This is a genomic window from Anaeromyxobacter oryzisoli (genome assembly GCF_022690765.1).
In the GTDB taxonomy this organism is placed as follows: Bacteria; Myxococcota; Myxococcia; order Myxococcales; family Anaeromyxobacteraceae; genus Anaeromyxobacter; species Anaeromyxobacter oryzisoli.
This window is the reverse complement of sequence record NZ_JALCZA010000131.1, coordinates 1-8,140: the sequence shown is the minus strand read 5'-3', so window position 1 is coordinate 8,140 and position 8,140 is coordinate 1. Positions and strand designations below refer to the sequence as shown.

Annotated in this window: 8 protein-coding genes; 5 read left to right on the top strand and 3 right to left on the bottom strand. The window is 69.0% G+C overall.

Annotated features, from left to right (window positions below):
* Positions 1 to 78 precede the first annotated feature (78 nt).
* The 3 genes from MNZ27_RS22415 to MNZ27_RS22405 are packed head-to-tail and all read right to left on the bottom strand — an operon-like array spanning position 79 to position 2,682.
* Positions 79 to 801 carry an ExeA family protein gene (locus MNZ27_RS22415; RefSeq protein WP_242396298.1) on the bottom strand — a complete coding sequence of 241 codons (723 nt, stop codon included), beginning with the start codon at positions 799 to 801 and terminating at the stop codon, positions 79 to 81.
* 2 nt (positions 802 to 803) lie between these two features.
* A complete protein-coding gene (locus tag MNZ27_RS22410) occupies positions 804 to 2,087 on the bottom strand; it encodes a DDE-type integrase/transposase/recombinase (protein WP_242396297.1) in 1,284 nt (427 codons plus the stop codon).
* A gap of 46 nt (positions 2,088 to 2,133) precedes the next feature.
* A complete protein-coding gene (locus MNZ27_RS22405) occupies positions 2,134 to 2,682 on the bottom strand; it encodes a hypothetical protein (RefSeq protein WP_242396296.1) in 549 nt (182 codons plus the stop codon).
* A 314-nt stretch (positions 2,683 to 2,996) separates the two neighbouring features.
* Between MNZ27_RS22405 and MNZ27_RS22400 the strand changes: the two genes are divergently transcribed.
* The 5 genes from MNZ27_RS22400 (at position 2,997) to istB (ending at position 7,917) form a co-directional block, all read left to right on the top strand.
* Positions 2,997 to 4,124: an RHS repeat-associated core domain-containing protein gene (locus MNZ27_RS22400; protein WP_242396295.1), complete on the top strand. Its 1,128-nt coding sequence runs from the start codon at positions 2,997 to 2,999 to the stop codon at positions 4,122 to 4,124.
* A gap of 41 nt (positions 4,125 to 4,165) precedes the next feature.
* On the top strand, positions 4,166 to 4,555 hold the full coding sequence (locus tag MNZ27_RS22395; protein WP_242396294.1) for a hypothetical protein: 390 nt from the start codon (positions 4,166 to 4,168) through the stop codon (positions 4,553 to 4,555).
* A gap of 414 nt (positions 4,556 to 4,969) precedes the next feature.
* Positions 4,970 to 5,407 carry a hypothetical protein gene (locus tag MNZ27_RS22390; protein WP_242396293.1) on the top strand — a complete coding sequence of 146 codons (438 nt, stop codon included), beginning with the start codon at positions 4,970 to 4,972 and terminating at the stop codon, positions 5,405 to 5,407.
* Between the two features lie 139 nt (positions 5,408 to 5,546).
* Positions 5,547 to 7,067: an IS21 family transposase gene (istA, locus tag MNZ27_RS22385; RefSeq protein WP_242396292.1), complete on the top strand. Its 1,521-nt coding sequence runs from the start codon at positions 5,547 to 5,549 to the stop codon at positions 7,065 to 7,067.
* Between the two features lie 91 nt (positions 7,068 to 7,158).
* Positions 7,159 to 7,917 (top strand): IS21-like element helper ATPase IstB, encoded by a 759-nt coding sequence (gene istB, locus MNZ27_RS22380; RefSeq protein ID WP_242396291.1) that lies wholly within the window; start codon positions 7,159 to 7,161, stop codon positions 7,915 to 7,917.
* Positions 7,918 to 8,140: the final 223 nt, after the last annotated feature.

Below are 8,140 nucleotides of genomic sequence, written 5' to 3'. Positions count from 1 at the left end.
GCCAGCCCTCGCCGCCGTGGTCTCGGCCCGGCGGCGGGGCGCCGGGCGATGTCCATCACGCCGCTGCGCGCGCCCCGCTCAAGCGGCGATGGACAGCAGCCAGGCTGTTCGCATCTCCATCAACGAGCTTGGGCGGCCACACTCGAGCGCAGCGGGCTCGAAGAGAGGCAGCTCGGTCCCGGCGAGCCGGAGGAGATGGACCAGGTAGGCAGCGAGTTCGTCGCGGGTGAGGCCGCCGACGTGGTGACGGACGACGACGCGCTGGCTGAGTGGCTCGTGCACCGCCATCGCGATCCGGCGCCGCAGTTCGGCCTGGCCGACGAGGATGAGGCAGAGCCGGTTCTGCGAGTCCATCTCGTAATTGGTGAGCAGCCGCAGATCCTCGAGCACCTCGCTGCGGAGGTGCTGGGCCTCGTCGACGACGAGGACCGGCCGCACCTTGGTCTCGAGGCAAAGGCGGGTCACCTCGGCGCGGATGACGCGGTAGAGCGCGGCGCGACTGCGTTCGGTCGGCAGGCCGAGCTCCCAGGCGATGGACTTGTACATGTCGGTCACGTTGCCGGTGGAGAGGGGCACGTAGAGGACGCGGTAGAGGCCGGAGTGGAGCGAGGCCGCGACCTTCCGGCAGATGGTGGTCTTGCCGCTCCCGGGCTCGCCGGTGACGAGGCCGATGCCGCGGAGGTCGAGGAGGTGGCGCAGACGCACCTCCAGCTCGGTGGCGGCCGCGGAGGCGAAGAGGTCCTCGGGGGCGAGGTCCCTCGCGAAGGGATGACGGGCGAGCCCGAAGTGCTTGCGGTACATGGTCAGTCCTCCTCCCCGGCCAGGTCGGCGAGGCGGAGCCCCTCGGGCTGTTCGCGCTTCACGAAGCAGTTGGCATGGACGTCGACGAGCCTGGCGTCCTGGATCTTCTCGCCCTTGGCCCACACCTGGACGGCGCGGCCGGGCTTCGACGGGTCGTATCGCAGCGTGACCACCGCTCCGACGAGAGCGGCGTCGACCTCGTAGATGACGCCCCCGAGGCTCACCGTCCGGTCCTTCGCGACCTTCCGCTTCGCCTCGTTGAGGAAGAGGTCGTCGATGTCGGAGCCGAGATAGCGGACCTCGTCCGCGGCGGCGGCCCACCGGTCGAGGGGCGTCGCGCCGTCGAGGCCGCGGTGAGGCGAGCGGTGATACTCGCCTTCGACCCAGGTCCAGAGGCGGCGGTTGAGCGCGTCGAGGCTCGCGAGGTCGGCGGGCTGGAGCAGCGGGAGGAGCTGCAGCCGAACCGTGCGGAACCAACGCTCCATCTTCCCTTTCGCCTCGGGGTGATAGGCGCGAGCGTGGATGAGCGTGATGCCCAGCTTCGCGCAGACGAGGGCGAGCTGGTGCGAGCGAAACGCGCTGCCGTTGTCGACGAAGAGACGTCGCGGGGCCCCGCGGCGCAGCACCGCCTCCTTCAACACCGGCAGGAAGGCGGCGGTGTTCTCGGACAGGGCGAATGCGGCGTAGGGCACGACCCGGGTCGCGTCGTCGATGAAGGCGATGAGGTAGGCCTTGCGCTTCCTGCCGCCGACCGGGACGGCTGGCCCGTGCATCACGTCGCTCATCCACAGGTCGCCCGCCTTCTCGAAGGTGAAGCGGCGGTGATCCTTCGAGGTGGGTGCGCCCGGCTCCTTCGCCATGAGGCCGGCGCGCGAGAGGAGCCGGTGCACCGTGCTCGGCGCGAGCTGGAGCCCCTCCGGCAGCTTCCCGGTCGCGATCGCCTCGCGGATGACGAGCTGGACCGAGAGATCGCGCTTGTCGTCCTTGATCGCGAGGAGGAGGTCCGAGACCTCCTGCGGCAGGGCGTGCGACTGACCGTGATCGGCGCGCACCCGGGGCTCGAGCGCCTCGAGGCCGCCCTTGCGGTAGGCCCTGAGCCAGTGCCGGATCGTCTCCGGGGCGACCCGCACGCGTGTCGAGCCGGGGATCCGGTAGTCGATGTCGGCCTTCTCGCGTAGCCGCTCGTAAAGGCCCTTCGCGCCGGGCGGAAGGTGCACGAGGTCCCCGATCACCCCGAAGCGGAACAGGGCGACCTCCTCCGATCGCTTCTTCACATCGTCATTCACGGTGAGTCTCCTCTGGTAGGCCCCGGGATCGGGGCGGCCCTCGGAGCTACCGCGTGCCGGACGGTGGGTCCGTCCCCGATTCCTGTTGGAGGGCGGTGAGCGAAGAGCGCCGCTGCGCGGGGCGGGGGCCGAAACCGAGCGGCGGCGGCAGTGCGGCGAGGTGCGGCACCAACTCGGCGCGAAGGCGTACGAGCGCGACCTCGGCGCCGAGCGCCGAGCGGACCGAGGTGATGGTGGGCTCACATCGAGCGAGGAGTCCGGGCAGGAGGCCGATCGCCGCGGCGAGCCCGGCGTGCACGAGCCGCGTCCGCCGCCGAAGCCAGCGCAGCGCCCCCGGAAGCTCGACGTCCGGCCGCAGTACCTCGCTCGCCACCTCTCGCGTCGGCGCGGCATCGGCCGCCGCGACCACCGCCTCGACCTCCGCCAACGTGCCCGTGAGCCGCGAGCACATGAAGTCAGGCAGCAGGCTGATGGAGGTGCGTGCCGTCGGGCACCACCAGCGGGCGATCAGGCAGCCCGGCGGCGAGACGCGAGCGTAGGTGCCGTGGCGAGCGAGACCGCAGCCGCCTTCCGGGTGGAACGGGCAGCGCTCCAATCTTGCGAAGCGCCACGCCTCCTGCTTAACGTACTCCTCGCTGGTGAGCCCGGTGGGGAACCGAACTTGCACCAGCCGAAGCCCGCACGGCGCCAACCGTGGCGGGCACTTTACTTTCGGGCCGGGCCCCATGCCCGACGCGCGCCGGCAGGGTCACCCAGAGTCAGGCGGTGGGGAAGTTTCCGGCCAGCCCGATCACCGCGCTCCACCACCGGCCTCGGGCTCGAGGCGGGGGCCGAAACCGGCGAGAGGGTGGCGGTGGATCACGAAGCTACGCGGGAGCCGACACCGAGCCGGGGACGACACCGACGACGGTGAACAACGACAGCGGGTGTGACCCGTCGTACTACCAGCCGCAGAAGTGCGCGTACCTGCCGGGCGGCGACCCGGTGCTGAACGACTACTACGCGGACGCGAAGGTGCGGCCGGAGACGTACTACTACCACCCGGATCACCTGGGCTCGACGAGCTGGGTGACGGATCAGAACGCGCGGGTGCACGAGCGGGTGGAGTACTTCCCGTACGGCGAGGTGTGGAGGGACACGAGGAGCGACGTCGGCGCGTCGCCGGTGAAGGGGCAGAGGTTCCTGTTCACCGGGAAGGAGATCGACGAGGAGACGGGGCTCTACTACTTCGGGGCGAGGTATTACGACCCACGTACCGCACTGTGGAAGAACGCCGATCCGATCCTGGGGCGTTACCTCCAGGGCGAGCCGAATGGAGGCGTGCACACGCCGGCCGTTCTTAACCTTTACGGCTACGTTCACCATAACCCGGTTCTTCTGACCGATGAGAAAGGCGAGTTTGCGCTCATCGGGGCCTTGATTGGTGGCGGCGCCGAGATCGTGCGTCAGGCTATAACCGGAGAACTCCAGGCTTCGATCAGGGGAGCGGCCGCCGCGCTCGACAGGGGCGACTATATGGGCGCCCTCCGCGCGAGCGGCGGAAGCCTCGCGAAGGTCGGGATCGCAGCCGCGTCCGGTGCGGTGGGCGTCGGTCTCGGCGGGCAGATCGCGAAGCTCGCAACGGCGACGGCGGCTAGGGTGGGCTCGACGGTGGCCACGAAGGTCGTTACGAACATCGCCGTGAACGTCGTTGGAAATGCAGCTGGAGGTGCGGGCATGTCCGTCGCATCCACCGTCGTGAACAACAAGATCGACGGTACGCGGCCGTTCGACGGTGTCGGCGCCGCGGCGCTCTGGGGAGCGGTTGGCGGTGCCCTCGGCGTGGCGGCCGAGTCTGGGGGGCTGAGGTTTCAACTCGGCGCGTCCGGCGCTTCGTCGCAGCGGCTCGCCTCCGCGACCGGGACTTGGATAGGCGGGGCGAGCGGGGCGGGGCGAGCGGTCGCCGCTCCGAACGCGACGCACAAGTTCGCGACGGTCTGGGGCCAGGCCGTAGGCGCTACCGCCAGCCCAATTCAGGCGGCATGGGAGAAGCAGTGATGAGGCGCGTGATTGGCGTCCTGCCCTCTAACTGGAGACTCATGTTCCGGCTCGTCACGTATATGCTCCTCATGACGATCGTGCTGGTGGAGATTCCGATGGAGGTGCTGAGGTACGCGGGTGCGATCAAGGCCGTGCCGGGCTTCATGGTCGTCTTCATGTCGTCGTTATTCGCGAGCTTTGGCTACGGCAGCATGAGAGATCGGAGCGACGGGTTGCTCGGCGCCGCTGTCGCGGGGATAGCCCTTGCGACGTTCTTCGGCGGGCTCGTTGCGCTCGTGATCGCGGCGAACCGGCTGCCGATGATCGGGGTTCCGTACGGAATCGCGGCGCTTTCGCTCTTAGTAAACTGGTCGATGGTCGCCGAGCGCCGCTTCGGCCGGCGAGCACGTGATGACCGAGCCGCCGTTCGGAGGCCCCGACCGAAGTAGTGCGCAAAGGCTCTTTCGCGGGCCACAGCGCCCCAGCGCCGCGACCGAAAGTAATCGATTTCGATTCATGACGCAGACCGGGGACGTCGCTCGGGTAAGTTGCTGATTTTGCGGGGGAGTCTGAGGGGCCGAATGACGCGGCGGCCACACGGCGGCCCCGCTGCCCCAACCGCGCGGCCCCGAAGGCCCCCACCGAGAGTAGTGCACGAAAACTGTTTACGGTCCATGCGTCCACGCTGGGAATGGCCGGCTTTAGAACCCCGACCGAGAGTAGTCGTGTCCGCTGGATGACGCGGGACCGGTGCATCACCAACGCAAGTAGGCGATCGTCGGTGGTATTTGCTGGACCGTCATGACGCGCGCTCGAGGTCCCAGGAAGCCAGAGCCGCCGTTGGCTCATCGCCGGACGGCGAGGTGCTGAAGTACGCGTGCGACCGGGGCGGGCTGGTGCAGGCGGCGCACGGGGAGCGACCTGCGACGCGGCACGACGCGGCGCAGGCGGAGACGTACCTCGCGAAGCTGCTGTACGACGAGTTCGGGCAGCGGGTGCACCAGCGGGTGGGGAACGGGGTGGTGACGCGGTACGGGTACGAGCCGCTGACGCGGCGGCTCTCGGCGGTGTACACGCAGAAGCCGGGGGAGCGGCTGCTGCAGGATCTCCACTATGCGTACGACCTGGTGGGGAACGTGCTGACGCTGCGGAACGCGCTGGGGGAGGCGGATCCGTCGCACGCCGGAGAGGTGACGACGTCGTACCAGTACGACGATCTGCACCGGTGCGGGTTCCGGCCCATGCCGATCACGGATTCCGGAGCAAGCCGATCACCGATTCCGGTCGAAGCCGATCACTGATTCCGGAGCAAGCCGATCGCTGAACGCATGAGCCTGTGGGTGACCGCCGATGGTCGCCCGGGCGCGTTGACGCCGCTGGGTAGTCCGCCGCTCATGCCGCCTTCACCAAGGAGGCGGGATGGCGGCCGAGAGGCTACCGATGCGGAAGCTGCGAGAGATCATCAGGCTGAGGCTCCAGGCCGGGCAGTCGAACCGGGCGATCGCGCGCGCGTGCGGGCTGTCGCCGAGCACGGTCGGTGAGTACGTGGGGCGCATCGCGCTCGGGGGGCTGACGTGGCCGCTGCCGCCGGAGCTCGACGACGACGCCGCCCTCGAGCGGATCCTCTTCCCCGACGAGCACCACCCAGTCTCGAACCGGCCTGAGCCCGACTGGGCCTACGTCCACCGCGAGCTGCAGCGGCGGCACGTGACGAAGATGCTGCTCTGGCAGGAGTACAAGGAGGCGACGCCGGGCGGCCTCCAGTACAGCCAGTTCTGCGACAAGTATCTGCGCTGGGGGAGGCCGCTGTCGGCGACGATGCGGCAGGCCCACCGCGCTGGCGAGAAGACCTTCATCGACTTCAGCGGCAGCGGCCTCGACGTAGTGGACCCGCTCACCGGCGAGTGCCGGAAGGCGGTGCTCTTCGTCACCGTGCTCGGCGCGTCGAACCTGACCTACGCGGAGCCGGTGCTGAACCAGGATCTGCCGACGTGGATCGGCTGCCACGTCCGCGCGTTCGAGTACTTCGGGGGCACCACCGAGATCTGGGTGCCCGACAATCCGCGGGTCGGCGTGACGAAGGCGGGGAAGTACGAGCCCATCCTCAACCGAACGTACGAGGAGCTATCGGCGCACTTCGGGGCGGCGGTGATCCCGGCGCGACCGTACAGGCCGCGGGACAAGGCGAAGGTCGAGGTTGCGGTGCAGATCGCCTCTCGGTGGATCCTGGCGGCGCTGCGGAACCGCACCTTCTACTCCCTGGAGGAGATGCGGATCGCGGTGGCGGAGCTGCTGGAGAAGCTGAACCACCGGAAGATGCGGCGCCTCGGAAAGTCGCGGCGCGAGCTCTTCGAGGAGATCGAGCGGGGAGCGCTGAAGCCGCTGCCGGTGCGCCCCTTCGAGTACGCCGAGTGGAGCCGGCCGAGGGTCGACCTCTCCTACCACGTTAAGCACGACGACCACTTCTACAGCGTCCACTTCTCGCTCATCGGCGAGCAACTCGACCTGCGCGCCACCGAGACCACCGTCGAGATCTTCCGGCGCGGCACCCGGATCGAGAGCTACCCGCGCAGCTACGCGAAGGGGAAGCACACTACCCTGAACCATCACATGCCGCGCGCCCATCTCGACCAGGTGGAGTGGACGCCGGAGCGGCTCACCAGCTGGGCGAAGAAGACGGGGCCGAAGACGGTGGCGCTGCTCGAGGCGATCATGGCCTCGAAGGCCCATCCGCAGCAGGGCTTCAAGGCCTGCCTCGGGATCCTTCGCCAGGCGAAGGACTACCCGCCCGAGCGCGTGGAGCGCGCCGCCGCGCGGGCGCTGCACTTCCGGACGCTCAACTCCGGGAGCGTCGCGTCGATCCTGCGGCACAACCTCGACCAGCTGCCGCTACCCGGCGACGAGCCGCAGCAGGCGCTGCCGCTCCACGAGAACGTCCGCGGCGGCCGCTACTACCACTGATCACCCGAGACCGCGCCGACGCGGCCTCGCGGCGCCCCGGCGCCGGGCACCACGCCCGGCGCTCCACCTCATCGAGGCAAGGGAGAAGCGCATGCTCGTGGAGCAGACGATGGAGAAGCTCGTGGCGATGAAGCTGAAAGGGATGGCGGAGGCGCTGCGCCGCTGGATGGAGGAGACGAAGGAGAAGGAGATGACGCCGCTCGATCTCATCGGCCTCCTGGCCGACGCGGAGTGGAGCCACCGCGAGCAGCGCAAGCTCACCGGGCGGCTGCGCAACGCGCGCTTCCGCCAAGAAGCGTGCGTCGAGGACATCGACTACCAGCACCCTCGAGGCCTGCAGAAGGCGACGATGCTCGACCTCGCCGCCTGCCGCTGGGTCGAGGCCCACCAGAACGTGATCTTCAGCGGTCAGACAGGCGTCGGGAAGAGCTACCTCGCCTGCGCTCTCGGCCAGAAGGCGTGTCGCGAGGGCTACTCGGTGGCGTACCGGCGCGCCTCGCGCCTCCTGGACGAGCTCGCCCAGGCCCGCGCCGACGGCAGCCACTTCCAGCTGCTCCGCCGCCTGGCGAAGACGGACGTCCTCATCATCGACGACTTCGGGATGGAGGTGCTCACGGCGGCCCAGAGGAAGGACTTCCTCGAGGTGATCGAGGATCGCTACGGCACGTCCTCGACCGTCATAACCAGCCAGCTCGACCCCAAGAACTGGCACGCGGTCATCGGCGACGAAACCATCGCCGACGCGATCTGCGATCGGCTCGTCCACAACGCTCACCGGGTGAAACTCAGCGGCGAGTCCATCAGGAAGACGAAGGCGGACTTGACCAGGGGCCAGAAGCCGGCGAAGTAGACCTACCCAGCGGCGTCACGCCCCGAGTGATCGCCTTCGCCGGAACGGGTGATCGGCATCGGCCGGAATGGCCGATCGGCTTGGCCGGAATACGCACACCGGCTGGTGTGGGCGCACGGGGAGGCGAAGTCGCGGCCTGGGACGCTGGACACGTTCACGTCGGCGTTCAAGTACTCGGACATCCACGCGATGACGTCGAACGTGCAGGTGCACCAGGTGCTGC